This is a genomic window from Enterobacter cloacae complex sp. IR5422 (genome assembly GCF_049238165.1).
GTDB lineage: Bacteria > Pseudomonadota > Gammaproteobacteria > Enterobacterales > Enterobacteriaceae > Enterobacter > Enterobacter roggenkampii.
On record NZ_JBMKHT010000018.1, the window covers coordinates 57,125 to 75,684 of the forward strand.

The 18,560-nt window shown below is 53.9% G+C and carries 19 protein-coding genes and 7 tRNA genes; 9 read left to right on the forward strand and 17 right to left on the reverse strand.

All coding sequences use genetic code 11. The features are described 5' to 3' along the window. Window positions 1-32: 32 nt before the first annotated feature. From ptsH to cysZ, 3 genes are all read right to left on the reverse strand, one after another. Window positions 33-290 carry a phosphocarrier protein Hpr gene (gene ptsH / locus ACOTXT_RS11155; RefSeq protein ID WP_000487600.1) on the reverse strand — a complete coding sequence of 86 codons (258 nt, stop codon included), beginning with the start codon at window positions 288-290 and terminating at the stop codon, window positions 33-35. A 317-nt stretch (window positions 291-607) separates the two neighbouring features. Further along, complete coding sequence (cysK, locus tag ACOTXT_RS11160; protein WP_023294245.1) at window positions 608-1,579, reverse strand: cysteine synthase A; 972 nt, start codon at window positions 1,577-1,579, stop codon at window positions 608-610. Window positions 1,580-1,742: 163 nt separating this feature from the next. Next, window positions 1,743-2,504, reverse strand: a complete 762-nt coding sequence (cysZ, locus tag ACOTXT_RS11165; protein ID WP_023294244.1) for a sulfate transporter CysZ — start codon at window positions 2,502-2,504, stop codon at window positions 1,743-1,745. Window positions 2,505-2,734: 230 nt separating this feature from the next. Here cysZ and zipA point away from each other — a divergent pair, with 230 nt between their 5' ends. The 3 genes from zipA (at window position 2,735) to ACOTXT_RS11180 (ending at window position 6,020) form a co-directional block, all read left to right on the forward strand. Further along, window positions 2,735-3,718 carry a cell division protein ZipA gene (gene zipA, locus ACOTXT_RS11170; protein ID WP_023294243.1) on the forward strand — a complete coding sequence of 328 codons (984 nt, stop codon included), beginning with the start codon at window positions 2,735-2,737 and terminating at the stop codon, window positions 3,716-3,718. 69 nt (window positions 3,719-3,787) lie between these two features. Then, on the forward strand, window positions 3,788-5,803 hold the full coding sequence (gene ligA / locus ACOTXT_RS11175) for an NAD-dependent DNA ligase LigA (RefSeq protein ID WP_032663110.1): 2,016 nt from the start codon (window positions 3,788-3,790) through the stop codon (window positions 5,801-5,803). 1 nt (window position 5,804) lies between these two features. Continuing rightward, window positions 5,805-6,020, forward strand: a complete 216-nt coding sequence (locus ACOTXT_RS11180; protein WP_003861328.1) for a DUF3820 family protein — start codon at window positions 5,805-5,807, stop codon at window positions 6,018-6,020. Here the strand turns inward: ACOTXT_RS11180 and ACOTXT_RS11185 are convergent. Further along, window positions 6,017-7,012 carry a bile acid:sodium symporter family protein gene (locus tag ACOTXT_RS11185; RefSeq protein WP_008501598.1) on the reverse strand — a complete coding sequence of 332 codons (996 nt, stop codon included), beginning with the start codon at window positions 7,010-7,012 and terminating at the stop codon, window positions 6,017-6,019. The two genes, ACOTXT_RS11180 and ACOTXT_RS11185, sit on opposite strands and share 4 nt — an antisense overlap. Window positions 7,013-7,101: 89 nt before the next feature. On the opposite strand from ACOTXT_RS11185, the gene ACOTXT_RS11190 reads away from it, so the two are divergent. Next, entirely contained in the window at window positions 7,102-8,037 is a 936-nt protein-coding gene (locus ACOTXT_RS11190; protein ID WP_023294241.1) for a LysR family transcriptional regulator, read from the forward strand. Here the strand turns inward: ACOTXT_RS11190 and ACOTXT_RS11195 are convergent. The 5 genes from ACOTXT_RS11195 to ACOTXT_RS11215 form a co-directional block, all read right to left on the reverse strand. After that, a complete protein-coding gene (locus ACOTXT_RS11195; RefSeq protein ID WP_023294240.1) occupies window positions 8,034-8,375 on the reverse strand; it encodes a FlxA-like family protein in 342 nt (113 codons plus the stop codon). The genes ACOTXT_RS11190 and ACOTXT_RS11195 overlap by 4 nt on opposite strands. Window positions 8,376-8,501: 126 nt before the next feature. Continuing rightward, window positions 8,502-8,577, reverse strand: a tRNA-Lys gene (locus ACOTXT_RS11200). A gap of 4 nt (window positions 8,578-8,581) precedes the next feature. Next, window positions 8,582-8,657: transfer RNA gene (locus ACOTXT_RS11205), tRNA-Val, on the reverse strand. A gap of 29 nt (window positions 8,658-8,686) precedes the next feature. Next, a tRNA-Val gene (locus ACOTXT_RS11210) sits at window positions 8,687-8,762 on the reverse strand. A gap of 41 nt (window positions 8,763-8,803) precedes the next feature. Further along, window positions 8,804-8,879 (reverse strand) — tRNA-Val (locus tag ACOTXT_RS11215). A gap of 258 nt (window positions 8,880-9,137) precedes the next feature. Between ACOTXT_RS11215 and gltX the strand changes: the two genes are divergently transcribed. After that, window positions 9,138-10,553, forward strand: coding sequence for a glutamate--tRNA ligase (gene gltX / locus ACOTXT_RS11220; RefSeq protein WP_032663114.1), 1,416 nt, complete (start codon window positions 9,138-9,140; stop codon window positions 10,551-10,553). 44 nt (window positions 10,554-10,597) lie between these two features. Here the strand turns inward: gltX and ACOTXT_RS11225 are convergent, their stop codons facing one another. Together ACOTXT_RS11225 and ACOTXT_RS11230 are read right to left on the reverse strand one after the other, a co-directional pair. Then, on the reverse strand, window positions 10,598-10,990 hold the full coding sequence (locus tag ACOTXT_RS11225) for a YfeC-like transcriptional regulator (RefSeq protein ID WP_032663116.1): 393 nt from the start codon (window positions 10,988-10,990) through the stop codon (window positions 10,598-10,600). Window position 10,991: 1 nt separating this feature from the next. Continuing rightward, complete coding sequence (locus tag ACOTXT_RS11230; RefSeq protein WP_008501593.1) at window positions 10,992-11,354, reverse strand: YfeC-like transcriptional regulator; 363 nt, start codon at window positions 11,352-11,354, stop codon at window positions 10,992-10,994. Between the two features lie 217 nt (window positions 11,355-11,571). Here ACOTXT_RS11230 and ACOTXT_RS11235 point away from each other — a divergent pair. From ACOTXT_RS11235 to ACOTXT_RS11245, 3 genes are all read left to right on the forward strand, one after another. Further along, window positions 11,572-11,647: transfer RNA gene (locus ACOTXT_RS11235), tRNA-Ala, on the forward strand. A gap of 41 nt (window positions 11,648-11,688) precedes the next feature. Then, window positions 11,689-11,764: transfer RNA gene (locus ACOTXT_RS11240), tRNA-Ala, on the forward strand. Window positions 11,765-11,979: 215 nt separating this feature from the next. Continuing rightward, complete coding sequence (locus ACOTXT_RS11245) at window positions 11,980-14,169, forward strand: sensor domain-containing phosphodiesterase (RefSeq protein WP_063929802.1); 2,190 nt, start codon at window positions 11,980-11,982, stop codon at window positions 14,167-14,169. 44 nt (window positions 14,170-14,213) lie between these two features. Here ACOTXT_RS11245 and ACOTXT_RS11250 read toward each other — a convergent pair whose 3' ends face one another. From ACOTXT_RS11250 to ACOTXT_RS11265, 4 genes are all read right to left on the reverse strand, one after another. Beyond that, window positions 14,214-15,401, reverse strand: coding sequence for a NupC/NupG family nucleoside CNT transporter (locus tag ACOTXT_RS11250; RefSeq protein WP_008501591.1), 1,188 nt, complete (start codon window positions 15,399-15,401; stop codon window positions 14,214-14,216). 408 nt (window positions 15,402-15,809) lie between these two features. Further along, a complete protein-coding gene (locus ACOTXT_RS11255) occupies window positions 15,810-16,199 on the reverse strand; it encodes a hypothetical protein (protein ID WP_154816488.1) in 390 nt (129 codons plus the stop codon). 72 nt (window positions 16,200-16,271) lie between these two features. Next, on the reverse strand, window positions 16,272-16,604 hold the full coding sequence (locus tag ACOTXT_RS11260) for a hypothetical protein (RefSeq protein ID WP_154816489.1): 333 nt from the start codon (window positions 16,602-16,604) through the stop codon (window positions 16,272-16,274). A 154-nt stretch (window positions 16,605-16,758) separates the two neighbouring features. Beyond that, a tRNA-Met gene (locus ACOTXT_RS11265) sits at window positions 16,759-16,874 on the reverse strand. On the opposite strand from ACOTXT_RS11265, the gene ACOTXT_RS11270 reads away from it, so the two are divergent. Continuing rightward, window positions 16,842-16,988, forward strand: a complete 147-nt coding sequence (locus ACOTXT_RS11270) for a manganese transporter (RefSeq protein ID WP_148639726.1) — start codon at window positions 16,842-16,844, stop codon at window positions 16,986-16,988. The genes ACOTXT_RS11265 and ACOTXT_RS11270 overlap by 33 nt on opposite strands. A gap of 31 nt (window positions 16,989-17,019) precedes the next feature. On the opposite strand, the gene ACOTXT_RS11275 is transcribed toward ACOTXT_RS11270, so the two are convergent. Continuing rightward, the gene (locus ACOTXT_RS11275) at window positions 17,020-17,361 is read right to left on the reverse strand and encodes a DUF2502 domain-containing protein (RefSeq protein WP_008501589.1); all 342 of its coding nucleotides are present in this window, start codon (window positions 17,359-17,361) and stop codon (window positions 17,020-17,022) included. Between the two features lie 127 nt (window positions 17,362-17,488). Then, entirely contained in the window at window positions 17,489-18,487 is a 999-nt protein-coding gene (gene mgrA, locus ACOTXT_RS11280) for an L-glyceraldehyde 3-phosphate reductase (protein WP_055321755.1), read from the reverse strand. Window positions 18,488-18,560: the final 73 nt, after the last annotated feature.

Here is an 18,560-nt window from a genome sequence, read left to right on the forward strand (position 1 = left end):
CTTGTGACTGATATTTAAAAGAACCCGGAAACTTACTCGAGCTCAGCCATCAGTTTTACCAGATGCTCAACTGCTTTCTGCTCGTCTTCACCTTCCGCAGAGATGGTGACTACGGTGCCCTGAGTCAGGCCCAGAGTCTGCAGTTTGAACAGGCTTTTTGCGCTGGCGCTTTTGCCGTTGGAAGTCACAGTGATTTCAGAAGTGAAGCCTTTCGCTTCTTTAACAAACTGAGCAGCAGGGCGGGTGTGCAGACCGTTCGGAGCGGTAATGGTAACTTCTTGCTGGAACATTGTATTTCCCCAACTTATAGGTTTAGTGTTGTGGAACTAAAGTCTAGCCTGGCGACTGAACTTTAGCCTGTATTGTTAGCGCTGACGTTTCGATCGTCATTAAACATTATGCAGCGAAAGCAAGACTTGAACCAAATCATAAAATCGATTCAGCAAGGCTATTTCGTTCGCTGATTAATTTCACGCATCAAAATAATTGCTGGTTTAAATACCAGACCCAACGGGGTGAAGCAATGCCAGGAGGGGCAAAAGTTTGAAGCAGGCCACAAAAAAGCACCTGAAAAGGTGCTTTTTTACGCGTTATTAACATAGTGGCACTACTGTTGCAGCTCTTTTTCAGTGAACAGATCGGCAAACAGTGCGGTGCTCAAGTAACGCTCACCCGAGGAAGGAAGGATAACCACAATATTCTTATTGGTAAAGGCCTCATCTTCCTGAAGTTTAAGCGCTGCCGCAACGGCCGCACCGGAAGAGATACCTGCCAGAATGCCTTCTTCATCCATCAGGCGACGCGCGGTAGAGATGGCTTCTTCGTTCGTGATAGTGACCACTTTATCGATCAGCTTCAGATCCAGGTTGCCCGGAATGAAGCCTGCGCCAATCCCCTGAATTTTGTGCGGGCCGGGTTTGAGCTCTTCCCCCGCCAGGGCCTGGGTGATAACCGGTGAATCAGTCGGCTCAACGGCAACGGTGATCAGCTCTTTTTTACCTTTGGTGCCTTTAATATAGCGTGACACGCCGGTCAGCGTGCCGCCGGTACCTACGCCGGAGATAAAGACGTCAATCTGGCCGTCGGTATCTTCCCAGATTTCCGGGCCGGTAGTCTTCTCGTGAATTTCCGGGTTAGCCGGGTTGCTGAACTGCTGCAGCAGCAGGTATTTCGCCGGATCGCTGGCCACAATCTCTTCGGCTTTCTGAATGGCACCCTTCATGCCCTTCGCGCCTTCGGTCAGCACCAGGTTCGCGCCCAGCGCTTTAAGCAGCTTACGACGCTCGATGCTCATGGTTTCAGGCATGGTCAGCGTCAGCTTGTAGCCGCGCGCGGCAGCAACATAGGCCAGAGCGATCCCGGTATTGCCGCTGGTCGGTTCCACCAGCTCAACGCCCGGCTTCAGTACGCCACGTTTTTCAGCATCCCAAATCATGTTTGCACCGATACGGCATTTTACGCTGAAGCTCGGGTTACGTGATTCGACCTTCGCCAGGATGCGTCCATTACCGATACGGTTCAGTCGAACCAGGGGCGTATGACCGATAGTCAGCGAGTTGTCTTCATAAATCTTACTCATGGCCTGTCCTTAACTGTATGAAATTGGGATACCGACCCAGCATACCTGCTAAGCAGGTAGGGGGAAGTAAGGAATTCGCATATCTATATACTGCAAGGAAATAATGGGGATCAGTATGGAATAAGGGGCGGCATAAGCCACCCCTGCTTTACACATTTTTGCATTATTTCCATAACGCGTGCTTAGCACGGTAGCAGTCGACCCACATGGCGGTCGCGCCGCAAACGGCAACCGGCATGATGAACAGATTCAGGAACGGAATCATGGTGAACAGGCTGGTCAGCGCGCCAAACTGCATATTGGCGATCTTCTGGCTGCCCAGGGCGGTGCGCATCTCTTTAAACGGCACCTTGTGGTTATCGAACGGATAGTCGCAGTACTGGATGGCCAGCATCCAGGCGCTGAACAGGAACCACAGCACCGGTGCCACCGTCTGGCCAATGCCGGGCACAAAATAGAGGATAAGCAGCACAACCGCGCGGGGCAGGTACCAGGCAAACTTCTGCCATTCACGCTTCATAATGCGAGGGAGGTCTTTCATGATCCCCAGGATGCCCGTGTCCGGCGGTGTTGCGCCGGTAAGGCGCGCTTCCAGCTGTTCCGCCAGCAAACCGTTAAACGGCGCGGCTATCCAGTTGGCAATCGTCGAGAAGAAGTAGCCAAATACCAGCAAAACGGAGATCACCGCCACCGGCCAGAGCAGGTAGTTAAGCCACTGCAGCCAGTCCGGCACGTAGCTCATCAGCGATGGGATCCAGCTTTCCAGTTTTGTGAACAGCCACCAGAACGCGCCGCCCATCAGAATAATGTTGATCAACAGCGGCAGAATGACGAAGCGTCGAATACCCGGCAGAGAGACCAGTTTCCAGCCCTGAGAAAAATACCAGACGCCGCTGCGCGGGGGAGAAGAAGATGTTGAAACCATAGCCAGGCTGTACTCCTTTTTACACAACCAGTGGAATTGCCCGCCTATATTATCCACTTACGGACCAATGACTAGTTCGGAAATGTTCGAAAAACCAGCAAAAAGCACGATTTCCTTCATCTTTATGCTGTGAATGCTCTGCACACACTTGCACTTGACGTAAACGGCAAATACTCTTAGTGAGTAAATGTTTGCCGTGGTGGCAAGGTGTTAGAACAACAGAGAATATAATGATGCAGGATTTGCGTCTGATATTAATCATTGTTGGCGCGATCGCCATAATCGCTTTACTGGTACATGGTTTCTGGACCAGCCGTAAAGAGCGTTCCTCGATGTTTCGCGATCGCCCACTGAAGCGCATGAAGTCCAGTCGTGACGACGATGACAGTGAAGATGACATCGATGGAAGCGACGATGACGGCGTGGGTGAAGTTCGTGTTCATCGGGTCAATACTGCGCCCGGCGTAGGCCATGGGGAGCATGAAGCACCTCGTCCTTCGCAGCACCAGTATCAACCGCCGTATGCTTCTGCACAGCCGCGCCAGCCAGCGCCACAGCCTGTGGAAGAACCGGTGCGCCAGCCGCCGCAACAGCGTGTGTATCAGCAGCCTGCTGCGCCACAGCCGGTTCAACAGCAACCCGTGCAGCAGCCTGTGCAACAGCAGCCTGCGCAACCGGTACATCAACCGCAGCAGCCTGTTCATGTTCAACCTGCGCCGCAGCCCGCTCCTGCCCCGCACGTTGAGCCTGAGCCCGTTGTAGAGCCAGAGCCGGTTGTTGAAAAACCGCAGCGTAAAGAAGCGGTGATCATCATGAACGTGGCCGCCCATCACGGCAGCCATCTGAACGGTGACGTACTGCTGAACAGTATTCAACAGGCCGGCTTCAAGTTTGGTGATATGAATATCTTCCATCGTCACCTGAGCCCGGACGGTAGCGGCCCGGCGCTATTTAGCCTGGCCAATATGGTTAACCCTGGCACATTCGACCCAGAAATGACGGGCGATTTCGTGACGCCGGGTGTCACTATCTTTATGCAGGTGCCGTCCTACGGCGACGAACTGCAAAACTTTAAGCTGATGCTGCAATCCGCTCAGCACATCGCTGACGAAGTGGGTGGTGTGGTGCTCGACGATCAGCGTCGCATGATGACCCCGCAGAAGCTGCGTGAGTATCAGGACCGCATCCGCGAAGTTAAGGAAGCCAACGCGTAACCGACGCGTTATCTTCAACTCCTCCTCAACCCCCGCATGTCGGGGGTTTTTTCTCATTGATGGTGTGATATGGACTCAATCGAACAACAACTCACTGAACTGCGAACCACGCTTCGCCATCATGAATATCTCTATCATGTTATGGACGCGCCGGAAGTCCCGGATGCGGAGTATGACCGCCTGATGCGCGAGCTGCGCGAATTAGAAGCGCAGCACCCGGAGCTTATCACACCGGATTCTCCCACCCAGCGCGTCGGCGCTGAGCCGCTGGGCGCTTTCAGCCAGGTGCGTCATGAAGTACCGATGCTGTCGCTGGATAACGTCTTCGATGAAGAGAGCTTTCTCGCGTTTAACAAGCGCGTGCAGGATCGCCTGAAAAGCAGCGACGCTCTCACCTGGTGCTGCGAACTGAAGCTGGATGGCCTGGCGGTCAGTCTTCTCTATGAAAACGGCGTGCTGGTGCGTGCCGCGACGCGTGGCGACGGTACGACGGGCGAAGACATCACCACCAACGTGCGTACCATCCGCGCGATCCCGCTGAAGCTGCAGGGTGACAATATTCCTGCACGTCTGGAAGTGCGCGGCGAGGTGTTTCTGCCCCAGGCGGGCTTCGAGAAAATTAACGAAGAGGCACGTCGCACCGGCGGTAAGGTGTTTGCTAACCCGCGTAACGCGGCGGCGGGCTCGCTGCGCCAGCTTGATCCGCGCATCACCGCGAAGCGACCGCTTACGTTCTTCTGCTACGGCGTCGGTATTCTGGAGGGCGGCGAGCTGCCGGATACCCATCTCGGGCGTCTGCTGCAGTTTAAAGCATGGGGCCTGCCGGTGAGCAACCGCGTTCAGCTCTGCGACTCGCCGGAAGCGGTGCTGGCGTTCTACCACAAGGTGGAGGCGGACCGTCCGACGCTCGGCTTTGATATTGATGGCGTGGTCATCAAGGTGAACTCGCTGGCGCTGCAGGAGCAGCTGGGCTTTGTGGCGCGCGCGCCGCGCTGGGCGGTGGCGTTTAAGTTCCCGGCCCAGGAGCAGATGACCTTCGTCCGCGACGTGGAGTTCCAGGTGGGACGTACGGGGGCCATTACCCCGGTCGCTCGTCTGGAGCCCGTGCAGGTGGCGGGTGTGTTGGTGAGTAATGCCACGCTGCATAACGCCGATGAAATCGACCGCCTGGGTCTGCGTATTGGTGACAAAGTGGTAATTCGCCGCGCGGGGGACGTGATCCCGCAGGTGGTTAACGTCGTTGAGTCAGAGCGTCCTGACGATACGCGCGAAGTTGTCTTCCCGACCCATTGCCCGGTGTGCGGCTCGGACGTTGAGCGCGTAGAAGGTGAAGCGGTGGCGCGCTGTACGGGCGGCTTAATCTGTGGTGCGCAGCGTAAAGAGTCACTGAAGCACTTTGTCTCCCGTCGGGCGATGGACGTCGACGGCATGGGCGACAAGATTATCGACCAGCTGGTTGAGAAAGAGTACGTCCACACGCCAGCGGATCTCTTCAGGCTGACCGCAGGTAAACTAACCGGTCTGGATCGCATGGGGCCAAAATCAGCCCAGAACGTGGTTAACGCCCTAGAAGCGGCTAAAGAGACCACCTTCGCCCGTTTCCTTTATGCGCTCGGCATTCGTGAAGTGGGTGAAGCGACGGCAGCAGGGCTGGCGGCGTACTTTGGTACGCTGGAGGCGCTGGAAAAGGCAAGCATCGAGGAGCTACAGAAAGTCCCGGATGTCGGCATCGTCGTCGCCACGCACGTCTTTAACTTCTTTGCTGAAGAGAGCAACCGCGAGGTCATCGGCCAACTGCTGGCAGAGGGCATCAAATGGCCTGCGCCGGTCGTCGTCAACGCCGAAGAGATCGACAGCCCGTTCGCCGGTAAAACGGTGGTGCTGACCGGCAGCCTGAGCCAGCTATCCCGTGATGATGCAAAGGCACGTCTGGTGGCGCTGGGAGCCAAAGTGGCGGGCAGCGTGTCGAAGAAAACTGATCTGGTGATCGCCGGGGAGGCCGCCGGTTCGAAGCTGGCGAAAGCCCAGGAGCTCGGCATTGAGGTTATCGACGAAGCAGAAATGATGCGTCTGTTAGGAGAGTAACGTGGAGAAAGAGCAGCTCGTTGAGATCGCCAATACGGAGATGCCGTTCGGTAAATACAAGGGCCGCAGGCTGATTGATTTGCCGGAGGAGTATCTGCTGTGGTTTGCCCGTAAGGATGAATTCCCGGCAGGGCGACTGGGCGAGCTGATGGCTATCACGTTACTGATCAAAACCGAGGGGCTGACCCAGCTGGTGCAGCCCCTGAAACGTCCTTAAGCCTTTGCGGCGCGGGTCCCTTCCTGCGCCAGTTTTTCCGTCTGGCGCTTGTAGCGACGCGCCAGCACCGCGCAGACCATCAGCTGGATCTGATGGAAAATCATTAGCGGCAGTACCATCATTCCAATCACCGAGGTCGGGAACAGAATGTTGGCCATCGGGATACCGTTTGCCAGGCTCTTCTTCGAACCGCAGAACACAATCGTAATTTCATCCGCTTTGTTGAAGCCGCACTTGCGTGCCACAAAGACGTTTACTGCAATGACAATTGCCAGCAGGATGAGGCTGACCACCACGATAAAGAGCAGCGAACCAGCGCCCACCTTATGCCAGATCCCGTTCACGACCGCTTCGCTGAAGGCGGAATAGACCACCAGCAGGATCGACGACTGGTCGGTTTTTGAAATCCATTTCTTGTGCTTTGCCACAAATGCGCCCGTCCACGGACGCGAGAGATGCCCCAGCACAAACGGCAGCAGCAGCTGCAAACAGATTTTGCCGACCTGCTCAAGGTTACCTTCCGCGCCGTGCATGTTCATCAGCAGGCCCACCAGCAGCGGCGAGACGAAAATCCCCAGCAGGCTGGATGCCGATGCCGAGCAGACGGCGGCCGCAACGTTCCCTCCCGCCAGAGAGGTAAAGGCAATGGCGGATTGCACGGTAGCCGGCAGAATACAGAGATACAGAAAACCGGTATAGAGCGCCGGGTCGACGTTAACCGGTGCCCACCAGGCAAACAGCACGCCGAGGATCGGGAAGAGAATGAACGTGCTGCACATTACCCAGAGATGCAGCCGCCAGTGGCTCCCCCCTGCGATAATCGCTTCACGGGACAGCTTCGCGCCGTGCATAAAAAACAGCAGTGCGATGGCGGCCGTCGTCAGCCCTTCAAAGAACGGGACGAACCCGCCGCGAGCGGGAAAGAACGAGGCCAGTAAAACGGTAACGACCAGGGTGAGCGTAAACGGATCAACAATACGAAATAGTTTCATAATGACTCCTGAAAACAGATGTCGCTATTGTGCTTTTTTCTTTTTGAGAAATAAAATTGATTTATTGCATCCATTCATGAATTAAACAGATGAATTATTCCTTACGCCAGCTCCGCATTTTCGTTACCGTCGCCAATGCCCGCAGCTTTAGCCGGGCAGGGGAGATGATTGGCCTGAGCCAGTCGGCGGTCAGCCACAGCGTGAAAGAACTGGAAAATCAGACCGGCGTCCGGTTGCTTGACCGCACCACGCGCGAAGTGGTGTTGACCGAAGCCGGGCAGCAGCTTGCTCTGCGCCTTGAACGGCTGCTGGATGAGCTGAACAGCACGCTCAGAGACGTGGGGAGGCTGGGGCAGCAGCTTTCGGGTACCGTGCGGGTCGCGGCCAGCCAGACGATATCTGCACACCTTATCCCGCAGTGTATTGCCGAGGGGAACCATCGCTACCCGGACATTGACTTTGTCCTGCATGACCGGCCACAGCAGTGGGTACTGGAGAGCATCCGCCAGGGGGATGTCGATTTTGGTATTGTTATCGATCCCGGCCAGGTGAGCGATCTGGAGTGCGAAAGCGTACTTTCGGAGCCCTTTTTGCTGCTCTGCCGTGACGACGATCCGCTGGCAGCGTTGCCTGACGTCAGGTGGCAGTCACTGCAGGGCGCAAACCTGGTTTTACAAGATTATGCCTCGGGCAGCCGCCCGCTGATTGATTCCGCACTGATGAATCAGGGGGTAAAGGCAGCGATCGTGCAGGAGATTGGCCACCCGGCAACGCTGTTTCCCATGGTGGAAGCCGGGATCGGCATCAGCGTGTTGCCCGCCCTGGCGCTTCCCCTGCCTCAGGGAAGTCGACTGGCCGTGAAGCGGTTGACGCCCGTTGTCGAACGAAAGCTAATGCTGGTGCGGCGAAAAAATCGTTCACTCTCGGGGGCGGCGCAGGCTATCTGGGAAGTGGTGCGTATCCAGGCACAGCGATTGACCGAGGCCCGCATACGCGATCCACTGTTTAACGCTTCAGAAGATTAGATGTAGATATCAATCTGATTATTGTCTGTTGGGCTATTCACACCTTCCACTTTGCCCAATTTTTGATCCTGCTTTTTCTGGGCCTCTTCGGCCTGCTGGCGCTGCAGTGCGGCGAGCTGCGCCTGAAGCACTTTGATCTGGGTCTGAATCAGTTCCTGCTGCTTTTTCTTATCTTCCGTGCTGCCGGGACTGTTCGCCAGCTCGTTTAACTGCTGAGTCAGTTTTTGGATTTTGTCGAGAATGCGGGTGATTTGCGCAGAGATATCGTTACCGCCAGAAGCCCCATTCCCGCCACTGCTGGTTTGAATAGATTGGGTTGATGCCTGAATGGTCGTCATACTTTTTCCTCGCGTTATAAAACAGAGGTATCGGCACCGACGGGATTAGCTTGAGGAAAATGCGGCAGGTTCACATTTTTTATATCGCAGATAGCAAAAAAGCGCCTTTAGGGCGCTTTTTTACATTGGTGGGTCGTGCAGGATTCGAACCTGCGACCAATTGATTAAAAGTCAACTGCTCTACCAACTGAGCTAACGACCCGAAATGGTGGGCGATGACGGGCTCGAACCGCCGACCCCCTCCGTGTAAAGGAGATGCTCTACCAACTGAGCTAATCGCCCATTTCGGAACTGCTGCGATAAGATGAGAATGGTGGGCGATGACGGGCTCGAACCGCCGACCCCCTCCGTGTAAAGGAGATGCTCTACCAACTGAGCTAATCGCCCAATCTCAATGCTTATCTACACTGCGAGTCTACCGAAGTAGATGGTGGGTGATGACGGGCTCGAACCGCCGACCCCCTCCGTGTAAAGGAGATGCTCTACCAACTGAGCTAATCACCCCCGCTGTGTGGAGTCGCATTATAGGGAGAGTTGAAAATGAGTCAACGCATTTTCTAAAGTTTTTATTCGTTCGTCGTAAAATTAAGCAAAACGATCGCGAAACGGGCAGTGGCGCATGATTTCTAAACAAAAATCGCAAACTCGGGCCCGATTCAGGGAACAACATTGAGGAATCGCCGCACAGTGATAGAATATTGCCCATTGTTTTTTCCCCAGGATTTGCCGATTGCCGGCATCTTTATAACGTAAGGCCATTTCATGAAAATCAAAACTCGCTTCGCGCCGAGCCCGACAGGCTATCTGCACGTCGGTGGTGCACGTACCGCTCTCTATTCCTGGCTTTTCGCACGCCACAACAAAGGTGAGTTCGTGCTGCGTATTGAAGACACCGATCTTGAGCGCTCCACGCCAGAAGCAATTGAAGCCATTATGGATGGGATGAACTGGCTGAACCTGGAATGGGATGAAGGTCCCTACTTCCAGACCAAACGCTTTGACCGCTATAACGCCGTCATTGATGAGATGCTGGTCGCGGGCACGGCGTATAAGTGCTACTGCTCCAAAGAGCGTCTGGATGCGCTGCGTGAAGAGCAGATGGCGAACGGTGAAAAGCCGCGTTATGACGGCCGCTGCCGCCACGACCACAGCGAGCATGCTGCAGATGAGCCTTGCGTTGTGCGTTTTGCTAACCCGCAAGAGGGGTCTGTGATCTTTGACGATCAGATCCGTGGCCCGATCGAATTCAGCAACCAGGAGCTCGACGATCTGATCATCCGTCGTACCGATGGTTCTCCAACCTACAACTTCTGCGTGGTGGTGGACGACTGGGATATGGAAATTACCCACGTTGTGCGCGGTGAAGACCATATCAACAACACGCCACGTCAGATCAACATCCTGAAGGCGCTGAACGCCCCTGTGCCTGTCTATGCCCACGTCTCCATGATCAACGGCGACGACGGGAAAAAGCTGTCTAAACGTCACGGTGCGGTGAGCGTGATGCAGTATCGCGACGACGGCTATCTGCCAGAAGCGCTGCTGAACTATCTGGTGCGTCTGGGCTGGGCTCACGGTGACCAGGAGATCTTCAGCCGCGAAGAGATGATCGAACTGTTCTCTCTGAGCTCTGTCAGCAAATCCGCCAGCGCGTTTAACACCGACAAGCTCCTGTGGCTGAACCATCACTACATCAATACCATGCCGCCAGAATATGTGGCGACGTATCTGCAGTGGCACATTGAGCAGGCAAATATTGATACCCGCACAGGCCCTGAGCTGGCGGATCTGGTGAAACTGCTCGGCGAGCGCTGCAAAACGCTGAAAGAGATTGCTGAAAGCTGCCGCTACTTCTATGAAGAGTTTGATGCGTTTGATGCGGACGCCGCGAAGAAACACCTTCGCCCGGTTGCGCGTCAGCCGCTGGAAGTGGTGCGTGACAAGCTGGCTGCCATTACCGAGTGGACCGCAGAGAATGTGCATCACGCCATTCAGGCGACGGCGGACGAGCTGGAAGTCGGCATGGGTAAAGTCGGTATGCCACTGCGCGTTGCTGTGACCGGTGCGGGTCAGTCTCCGGCGCTGGACGTAACGGTTCATGCTATCGGCAAATCACGCAGCGTGTCGCGCATTAACAAGGCTCTGGACTTTATCGCTGAACGAGAAAATCAGCAGTAATAACGTCTCAGATAAAACAAACGGCAGGGGAACCTGCCGTTTTTTTATGCTTCTTCTTCTGCAATACCCAGACGCTTAAGAAAGCCGTGAATGCCTTCGCGCTTCAGGAAGGTGTCCAGACGCTTCTGCTCTGCTGCAGTCATATTCTCCAGCGTCTCAATTATGCCCGGAAACAGGTTTGCAGAGGGGGCATTGTAGGCGGAAGTGGCCTCCGCGAGATGGTAAACCGCCTGACGGTTGCGAATCGCCGGGAGACTCATGATATGTTCCTTCACGCGCGCATCGATATGAATGAGCCTCGCGCGACCGCCTTTCACGCCGTTGAGTCCTTCTGTTTTCCAGCCCTGCTGGCGAATCCAGCGATTAACCGTTTGCCTGGCAACGCCCAAACTCTCCGCCAGCTCTTCCGTGGTCATTTTGCTCCGTAATTTTTTCATATCAGTCCCGATCGCGAATCCCTAAACGTTGCAACAATCCGGTGATCCCTTCCCGCAGTAACAGCGATGTCATCTGTTTCTGCTCTTCCGGCGTCATTTCATCAGCCAGCGTCAGGAGTAGGGTGTGAAGCGAACTGTTATGGCTGGTACCTTCTGCCATATCGGACGTTTCGCTTGCCCGACGTGCGCTGCGGATAAAGTCGCGGACTTTTTCGTTCACATGTACCAGTCGCGCTTTCCCGCCCTGAACGCCAGGTTTTGGTGACGTAATCCAACCCTCTTTGCGTACCCATTTATTGATGGTCTGTCGGCTATAGCCAGTGAGCAGGGCTAACTCTTCTGGCGTCATTCGTTCCTTGATCATGCAATTCCCTGAATATCAGTGGGGTTAATTAACGGCTCATTTTATAGCACCGTTTTACATGAAAACGTGACAGGCTTAACTCCTGATTACGAGCACGCTCGCAAAGTGATTCATTTGCATGATTTTTCGGCGATCGAACGGCGGTCATTGATTTTGCCGTTGACACTCCGCAGCGGAATTCATATTATGCCGCCCGTCAACATGACAGCTTTACGATGGGGCTATAGCTCAGCTGGGAGAGCGCTTGCATGGCATGCAAGAGGTCAGCGGTTCGATCCCGCTTAGCTCCACCAAACTCTGAACCCAACAGAGTGCGGTCAGTAAAGTCACATGTGGGGCTATAGCTCAGCTGGGAGAGCGCTTGCATGGCATGCAAGAGGTCAGCGGTTCGATCCCGCTTAGCTCCACCAAAATTGTAAACCCTCGTCAAATGACGAGGGTTTTTTTTATCTGTTTGTAACGCCCGTCACTGGTTTTTGTTATCAAAAAGAAGGTATTCCCATACCTCACCTCAATCGAAATCAATAAACGTGTCTATAAATAGACTTGAACTTGATTCGTGCAATTAATAAACCTATTATCCATCCGGTCAATGATTCAGACGGATAATATACTCATCAGCTTAATGAATAGAAAAACGTACAATAATGTAAAGATATTTATAATTGCCCTGACACTTTGTCTGATTGCGGTACCTGTCTCCCGTTATCTCTCTCCACGCGCAATTGTTAATGGTCATGACGTTTATTTAGCATGGCTGCCGCTCAGCGTGATGCTGGCGGTAATTCTGCTATTTGGGCGCAGGGCTATTCTTCCCATTTTGTTAGGTTTTACTGTCACTAATTTATTCTATATTAATTTAGTGCCGCTACAATATTCAGTTTTGCTGTTCTGTCAGACCTTTGCGTTGTTCGCGGCCTGCGGCCTGCTACGCCTCATGCTGGGCAAGCGCTGGCGCCACTCCATCCCTAACAAGCACATCGGGCTACGTATATTCTGGCTCGGTTTTATTGTGCCATTTGGTATTAAGCTGTCGATGTATATGGCAGGCTATTTGTTTGATTTTCCGGTGACTATCTCAACCTATTTCGGCGAAGGAACGGTAATTTATAATGTTGTGGATATTCAAAGCCTGATATGCGCGGGGCTGATTTTTACCATGATGTTCTATTACCCATTAAGAATGATAATTAATCCTCGTTATGCCGTCACCTTCTGGCGGCGAAGCGTGAAGCCCGTGTTTTATCACAAGAATCCATTATATATTTTTGTCTGGCTGATGCTTTTAGGCGCCATTCTCATCATTTTATGTGGTCCTTTTGAATCACCGGTCATTGCGGGCTATTTGATGCCGCTGATTTTTATTCTTTTTACCCTGGCAATAAGCCGCCTGACCTATGCGTTGATTTCTCTGCTGTGGGCCACCTCAGCGCTCCTGCTGTTGACCTACAACTACAACTTCCTGAACGGGGTCGAATCGGGCCATTCACTCTCCTTTATCCTCTCCGTGCTGATTTCTTTCGCTATCTGCTTGCTTTACATGTCGCGCATTTACCAGCGCAGCGAGTGGCTGAAGCGGGGCTGGCAGGGCAGGGCGCTTACCGATCCCCTTACCGGTTTGCCCAATATTCGTGCGCTGGAAGATTATCTTGAGATTCACCCGGATGCCAAAGTGTGCATTCTGCGCATGGATAACCTGGAGTTTTTGAGCCGCCACTACGGGATTATCATGCGGGTCCACTGCAAACGTACGATCGCCACGTCGCTACAGCCACTTTTGCAGAAAGATGAGACGCTCTTCCAGCTTCCGGGAAGCGAACTGGTGCTGGTATTACTGGGGCCGGGAACCGCCGAGCGGCTCCAGCATATGGTCGATCGGCTGAACAGCCGTAAGATTTTCTGGAACAACACCGGGCTGGATATTGAATTTGGCGCATCCTGGGGAATGGTCGAAAACGGCGAAAAGCTGCATCACACGCTGGGACAGCTGAGCTGGCTGGCAGAGCAGGCCTGCGGAGAGCAAAACGTTCTCGCGCTCACGAATAGCCTTGAGGCGGCATCAGGACAAACGACAGAGCGTGTCCTGATGCTGGCGCGGATTAAGCATGCCCTTGAGGCGGGGCAGTTCCATTTATACGCGCAACCGATCCAGAAGGCGGACGGGAGCGGGTATTACGAAATCCTGGCGCGTATGGAGAGCGAGGGCGAGATCTTCACCCCTGACCGCTTTATTCCGCTGATTGCCCAGTTCAACCTCAGCCATCGGTTTGATATGTGCATTATGGAGAAATTACTGCTGTGGCTGCGCGATCACCCTTCAACACAGGCTGGCACCCGTTTCTCCGTCAATCTGATGCCGCTCACGCTGATGCAAAAAGAGGTGGCGACTGAGATTTGCGCGCTGTTTGAACGGTACGGCGTGGCACCTCAGGCCGTCGTGATTGAGATCACCGAGGAGCAGGCTTTTTCAAATTCAGGCACAAGTATCAACAATATTCAGCAGCTGCGGGATTACGGTTTCCGAATTGCCATAGATGATTTTGGTACTGGCTACGCCAACTACGAGCGCCTCAGACGCCTGCAGGCGGACATCATTAAAATTGACGGCTGCTTTGTGAAAGACATTTGTACAGACGACATGGATGCAATGATCGTCCAGTCGATGTGTAATCTGGCGAAGGCGAAATCGCTGTGCGTCGTCGCGGAATACGTCGAAACGCCGGCCCAGCGGGAGATGCTGCTTTGCTTTGGTGTGGATTACCTGCAGGGATACCTGATAGGCAAACCCAAACCGCTGGAAGAATTGCGGGCATAAAAAAACCGGGAGCCTGGCTCCCGGTTTTTGTTTAACGGTAAACGTTACAGAACCAGTGCCGCGATAGATGCGGACAGGACGCTCACCAGCGTAGAGCCGTAAACCAGCTTCAGGCCAAAGCGAGAAACCACGTTACCCTGCTCTTCGTTCAGACCCTTAATCGCACCGGCGATGATACCGATAGACGAGAAGTTCGCGAAGGAGACCAGGAACACGGAGAGAATACCTTCCGCGCGTGGAGAAAGCGTGCTGGCAATTTTCTGCAGATCCATCATCGCAACGAATTCGTTAGAAACCAGTTTGGTTGCCATGATACTGCCCACCTGCAGCGCTTCGTGAGCCGGAACACCCATCACCCATGCAACAGGGTAGAAGATGTAGCCCAGAATGCCCTGGAAGGAGATACCCAGCACCGCGGCGAACAGGGCGTTCAGTGCAGAAATCAGCGCAATGAAGCCGATCAGCATGGCGGCAACGATAATCGCGACTTTGAAACCGGCCAGGATGTATTCACCCAGCATTTCGAAGAAGCTCTGGCCTTCGTGCAGGTTAGACATCTGGATGTTCTCTTCGCTGGCGTCAACGCGGTACGGGTTGATCAGCGACAGAACGATAAAGGTGCTGAACATGTTCAGTACCAGCGCAGCCACCACGTATTTTGGTTCCAGCATGGTCATATACGCGCCCACGATAGACATGGAAACGGTAGACATTGCGGTTGCCGCCATGGTGTACATGCGGTTGCGGGACATCTTGCCGAGAATATCTTTATACGCGATGAAGTTCTCAGACTGACCGAGGATCAGGGAACTGACGGCGTTGAAGGATTCCAGCTTACCCATGCCGTTCACTTTGGATAACAGGAAACCAATTCCACGAATCACGAACGGCAGAACGCGGATGTGCTGCAGAATACCGATCAGCGCGGAGATGAAGACGATAGGGCAGAGAACCTTCAGGAAGAAGAACGCCAGACCTTCGTCGTTCATTTTACCGAAGACAAAGTTGGTCCCTTCATTGGCGAATCCGAGCAGTTTTTCGAACATTTCGGAGAAGCCTTTCACGAAGCCGAGGCCTACGTTGGAGTTCAGGAAGAACCACGCAAGTAAAACTTCAATGACCAGCAGTTGGACAACATAACGAATACGAATTTTTTTGCGGTCTGTGCTGACCAGCAATGCGAGTGCAGTAACGACAACAAGTGCCAGGACAAAATGAAGGACGCGGTCCATATTTGCTCCAAATATGAGGCAGGTTTAATTTTCGTGCACATTCTATGTAACAAGCGAAAAGAAAACGAGATCGAGGACACACTATAGTTACATCCTGTGACGAGTCTCAAAAATAGTGATCCACAATACATTTTTGTTATGTTAGGTAAATGAGTGAAAAGTTAAGTTTGTGTGCTAGTCTTCACAAAAGCATGCGCGATTTCAGTTTCAGTTAGATCGCCCCACTTACCCGCCCGTCTATCGTTCAAAGCTATCAGAGAAATCACTGCAAACTTCATAAATGATCTTGATAATCATTCTCATTTTGATAGCATTAAACATAGCAAAGGCTATATTTCAGAGGCAGAAATGACAAACAGTCGCGTAGAGGGTAGCAGTGGCAGAGCAGCGCGCAAGTTGCGGTTCGCATTAATGGGACCTGCGTTCATCGCTGCCATTGGTTATATCGATCCAGGTAACTTTGCGACCAATATTCAGGCCGGGGCCAGCTTCGGCTATAAGCTGCTCTGGGTGGTCGTCTGGGCAAACCTGATGGCAATGCTGATTCAGATGCTCTCCGCAAAGCTGGGGATTGCGACGGGCAAAAACCTGGCGGAGCAAATTCGCGACCATTATCCGCGTCCCGCGGTCTGGCTCTACTGGGTTCAGGCTGAAATCATCGCCATGGCCACTGACCTTGCTGAATTTATCGGCGCAGCGATCGGCTTTAAGCTGATTCTGGGTGTGTCGCTGTTGCAGGGGGCGGTCCTCACCGGGATTGCCACGTTCCTGATCCTGATGCTGCAGCGTCGGGGTCAAAAGCCGCTGGAGAAGGTCATTGGCGGTCTGCTGCTGTTTGTCGCGGCGGCCTATATCGTTGAGCTAATCTTCTCACAGCCGAATCTGGCGCAGCTCGGTAAAGGAATGGCGATCCCAAGCCTGCCGACCTCGGAAGCGGTGTTCCTGGCCGCCGGGGTGCTGGGGGCGACCATCATGCCGCATGTGATCTATCTCCACTCCTCGCTGACTCAGCATCTCCACGGTGGGACGCGTAAAGAACGTTACTCCGCCACCAAGTGGGACGTGGCGATCGCCATGACCATCGCGGGGTTTGTCAATCTGGCGATGATGGCTACTGCAGCCGCAGCTTTCCACTTTAACGGTCATACCGGTATTGCCGATCTCGACCAGGCGTATCTCACGCTGGAGCCGTTGCTGAGCCATGCTGCCGCCACGATATTTGGCCTTAGCCTGGTGGCTGCTGGTCTCTCTTCTACGGTGGTGGGCACGCTGGCAGGCCAGGTGGTGATGCAGGGGTTTGTCCGGTTCCATATTCCGCTGTGGGTTCGTCGTTCCGTCACCATGCTGCCGTCATTTGTGGTGATTCTGATGGGACTCGACCCAACGCGAATTCTGGTCATGAGCCAGGTGCTGCTGAGTTTTGGTATTGCGCTGGCGCTGGTGCCGCTGCTGATCTTTACCAGCAACAAAACCCTGATGGGCGAGCTGGTCAACTCAACGCTGGTGAAACGAACCGGGTGGGCCATCGTGGTGGTGGTCGTGGCGCTGAACCTGTGGTTGTTAGTGGGAACCGCGCTGGGTCTTTAACAAAAAAGGAGCCGTGGAGGCTCCTTTTTGATTAGTGATGATGGCCGTGACCATGACCTTTGCCGCGACCCCAGCCGCCGCGACGGTCGTCACGATCGTTCCAGCCTTCACGGTAACCGCGCTCATAGGCGCTGTCTTTATACCAGCCGCGGTGTCTGCCGTTATCATGTTTCCACCAGCGATCGCCGCGCCACTCATAGTGACGATGCCAGTAATCACGGTCGCGCCAGTAGCCGCCGTCCCAGTATCTGCCGTAGTCGTCACGATCGCCAATTTGTAATTTTACTGATGGCAACAGGGTGATTTCGCCCGCAGTGGCGATCAGCGGCGCCGAAGCCAGTAATACCGCTGCAAGAATCAGTGACCTGAACATACTCTTTCTCCTTCACGATCGGGGCCTTTGTTGGGCCTGTTAACGCAATTTTACGAGTTGGTAAAGCGTCGTATCATCGCCTCAACTCCGAATTCCTGGGTGAGAGCACTTTTTGCTAAAAGTGATGTTATATTGAGCTGCTCAGGATCGCGTCTATACGGGCCAACTCTTCTGCAGAGAAATGGCGGTTTGCCAGCATCCCCACGGCGTCATCAATCTGAGCCGCTTTACTTGCCCCAATCAGCACCGACGTCACTTCCTCATGGCGTAATACCCAGGCCAGCGCCATCTGGGACAGCTTCTGGCCGCGGCTTTCTGCCAGGGCATTCAGCTTCCTGACTTTCTCCAGCTTCTCTTCGGTGAGCTGATCGGGTTTAAGAAACTGACTGCCGCTTGCCGCGCGTGAGTCTGCGGGGATGCCGTTCAGATAGCGATTGGTCAGTTGCCCGCCGGCCAGCGGCGAGAAGGGAATACAGCCGACTCCCTTTTCCTGCAACACGTCCAGCAGCCCCGCTTCCGGCGCACGTTCAAAAAGGGAGTATTTCGGCTGGTGGATCAGGCAGGGCGTCCCGAGGTCATTAAGGATATCAATCGCCTGGCGAGCCAGAACAGCCGGGTAGTTGGATAATCCGACATACAAAGCCTTCCCCTGACGCACCACATGGTCAAGCGCTTTCATGGTTTCCTGCAGCGGCGTTTCCGGATCTGGCCGGTGATGATAGAAGATATCCACATACTCCAGCCCCGTGCGCTTCAGGCTTTGATCGAGGCTTGCCAGCAGATATTTACGTGACCCCCAGTCGCCGTAAGGCCCCTCCCACATGGTATAACCCGCTTTGGTGGAGATGATTAGCTCGTCGCGCCAGGGCAGGAAATCCTCCTGCAAAATACGTCCGAAATTACGTTCGGCCGATCCGGGGGGCGGGCCATAGTTGTTGGCAAGGTCGAAATGCGTAATGCCCAGATCGAACGCACGCTGTAAAAGTTGACGGCTGTTTTCGATAAGGGTGGTGTCACCAAAGTTATGCCACAGCCCAAGCGAGATGGTAGGCAACCTGAGTCCGCTTCGCCCGCAGCGGCGATACTCCATTGTCCTGTAACGATTTTTGTCCGGCTGATAACCCATTTTCGTGACCTCTGGCGCTGAAGTGAAAAATCAGTGTATGCGTTTACATTTTCGTGAAAAAAAGCAGCATAGC

Bases quoted from the DNA above. Each gene is read 5' to 3' on its own strand.
- ptsH (WP_000487600.1), bottom strand. From the start codon at position 290: ATGTTCCAGCAAGAAGTTACCATTACCGCTCCGAACGGTCTGCACACC.
- cysK (WP_023294245.1), bottom strand. From the start codon at position 1,579: ATGAGTAAGATTTATGAAGACAACTCGCTGACTATCGGTCATACGCCC.
- cysZ (WP_023294244.1), bottom strand. From the start codon at position 2,504: ATGGTTTCAACATCTTCTTCTCCCCCGCGCAGCGGCGTCTGGTATTTT.
- zipA (WP_023294243.1), top strand. From the start codon at position 2,735: ATGATGCAGGATTTGCGTCTGATATTAATCATTGTTGGCGCGATCGCC.
- ligA (WP_032663110.1), top strand. From the start codon at position 3,788: ATGGACTCAATCGAACAACAACTCACTGAACTGCGAACCACGCTTCGC.
- ACOTXT_RS11185 (WP_008501598.1), bottom strand. From the start codon at position 7,012: ATGAAACTATTTCGTATTGTTGATCCGTTTACGCTCACCCTGGTCGTT.
- ACOTXT_RS11190 (WP_023294241.1), top strand. From the start codon at position 7,102: ATGAATTATTCCTTACGCCAGCTCCGCATTTTCGTTACCGTCGCCAAT.
- ACOTXT_RS11195 (WP_023294240.1), bottom strand. From the start codon at position 8,375: ATGACGACCATTCAGGCATCAACCCAATCTATTCAAACCAGCAGTGGC.
- gltX (WP_032663114.1), top strand. From the start codon at position 9,138: ATGAAAATCAAAACTCGCTTCGCGCCGAGCCCGACAGGCTATCTGCAC.
- ACOTXT_RS11225 (WP_032663116.1), bottom strand. From the start codon at position 10,990: ATGAAAAAATTACGGAGCAAAATGACCACGGAAGAGCTGGCGGAGAGT.
- ACOTXT_RS11230 (WP_008501593.1), bottom strand. From the start codon at position 11,354: ATGATCAAGGAACGAATGACGCCAGAAGAGTTAGCCCTGCTCACTGGC.
- ACOTXT_RS11245 (WP_063929802.1), top strand. From the start codon at position 11,980: ATGAATAGAAAAACGTACAATAATGTAAAGATATTTATAATTGCCCTG.
- ACOTXT_RS11250 (WP_008501591.1), bottom strand. From the start codon at position 15,401: ATGGACCGCGTCCTTCATTTTGTCCTGGCACTTGTTGTCGTTACTGCA.
- ACOTXT_RS11260 (WP_154816489.1), bottom strand. From the start codon at position 16,604: ATGGCTCAGCAACGGCTCCAGCGTGAGATACGCCTGGTCGAGATCGGC.
- ACOTXT_RS11275 (WP_008501589.1), bottom strand. From the start codon at position 17,361: ATGTTCAGGTCACTGATTCTTGCAGCGGTATTACTGGCTTCGGCGCCG.
- mgrA (WP_055321755.1), bottom strand. From the start codon at position 18,487: ATGGGTTATCAGCCGGACAAAAATCGTTACAGGACAATGGAGTATCGC.